Source organism: Xenorhabdus vietnamensis (assembly GCF_002127535.1).
Taxonomy (GTDB): domain Bacteria; phylum Pseudomonadota; class Gammaproteobacteria; order Enterobacterales; family Enterobacteriaceae; genus Xenorhabdus; species Xenorhabdus vietnamensis.
This window is the reverse complement of the sequence record NZ_MUBJ01000082.1, coordinates 1-1,512: the sequence shown is the minus strand read 5'-3', so window position 1 is coordinate 1,512 and position 1,512 is coordinate 1. Positions and strand designations below refer to the sequence as shown.

The following is a 1,512-nucleotide window of genomic DNA, read 5'->3' as shown; positions in this document are numbered from 1 at the left end:
TTGCTCCAGTGCGGGCTTCAAAGCCCAAGGATCCATCGGACTACATGAACCTTGCTAAACCCAGTAATTATTTATTCTACACGGGTTTCAAGATACAAGAAGCCATGAGATGAATTGTATACCGGTGGGATTAGATATCGCAAAACACGTCATCCAGTTGCATATGGTTGATTTCCATACAGGTGAGAGGGTGGATAAGCAGATAAAACGGGATGCGTTGCTGACATTTTTTGCTAATCGGGAACCCTGTCTGATTGGTATGGAAGCGTGCGGTGGCGCTCACTATTGGGCACGGGAACTGAGAAAGCTGGGACATGAAGTACGTTTGCTTAAAGCTCGGTTTGTCAGGGCATTTCGGATGGGAAATAAAAACGATGTGCAGGATGCCCGGGCGATTTGGCTGGCCGTTCAGCAACCCGGTAAATCCGTGGCTATCAAAAATGAAGAACAGCAGGCCATTCTGTCATTACACCGGATGCGCTATCAACTCGTCAAATTCAGAACCGCGCAGATCAATTCGTTACATGGTTTACTGCTGAAATTTGGTGAAACCGTACATAAGGGCAGAACCTCGCTGGATAAAGCCATGCCTGAAGTCCTTGAGCGACTAAAGGAAAAACTGGCGCCATTCCTGCTCAATCTGCTTGAAGAGCAATACCACCGTTTGAACGAAATCGATGAACAAATTGAACAGGTGGAAAAACAACTGACGGCGTGGGCAAAGCAGAATGCTGATTGTCAGCGAATTATGAAAATTCCCGGTGTCGGTGTCTTAATTGCGACAGCCGCCATCGCAACGATGGGCGATCCCAGCGCGTTTCGGTCGGGCAGGGAATTTTCGGCCTATTTGGGCCTGGTGCCGAAACAAACGGGAACGGGAGGCCGGGTCAAATTACTGGGCATCAGTAAACGGGGAGATACCTATCTGAGAACCCTGTTTATTCACGGTGCAAGAGTGGCCACCTTACTGACAAAAACACCGCTGCCGTGGGTGACGGAGCTGAAAAAACGCCGTCCGGTCTGTGTGGTGATTGTGGGGATGGCCAATAAGCTGGCTCGTACCGTTTGGGCATTGGTCGCCCATCAGCAGGAATACCAAAAAGATTACGTCAGTGTCAGACCTTACTGAGGTGTTTCACTGATCAACTTTCACTTTTAACGACAAGGATGAATGTAGAAAGATTGCTAAGGCGATAATAATGATGACAAAGACAGGTAAGACCGTGACTGGCTAAACCTGATTTATGCTCTGAGCATAAAGCTCGTTAGGAGAGTGAGGAGCCAGTCAGCGGATTACATCGAGGCCCGCAGCTCTGGCTGTAATAAGGCTGATGTTATGAACTCCCGCTTTTCACGGAGTAAGAGGGGTTCTGTGGTCATTTCTGCAATGACACACGCTAAGCCTTTTCCCTATGACGGAAATCACTTGTTTTCCGTCATATCCTGCCGCTGGAGAAAATTGAGGTATAAACTCCTTATTTTTTACGTGACAAACACTGTCGGAATGAGACA

General features: G+C 47.9%; 1 protein-coding gene. It reads left to right on the top strand.

Features of this window, described 5'->3' with window-relative positions; genetic code table 11:
* Positions 1–109 precede the first annotated feature (109 nt).
* The gene (locus Xvie_RS20240) at positions 110–1,129 is read left to right on the top strand and encodes an IS110 family RNA-guided transposase (RefSeq protein ID WP_086110878.1); all 1,020 of its coding nucleotides are present in this window, start codon (positions 110–112) and stop codon (positions 1,127–1,129) included.
* Positions 1,130–1,512 lie beyond the last annotated feature (383 nt).

What these genes read in the sequence shown, in the direction of transcription:
- Xvie_RS20240 (WP_086110878.1), top strand. Translation starts at nt 110, where the DNA reads ATGAATTGTATACCGGTGGGATTAGATATCGCAAAACACGTCATCCAG.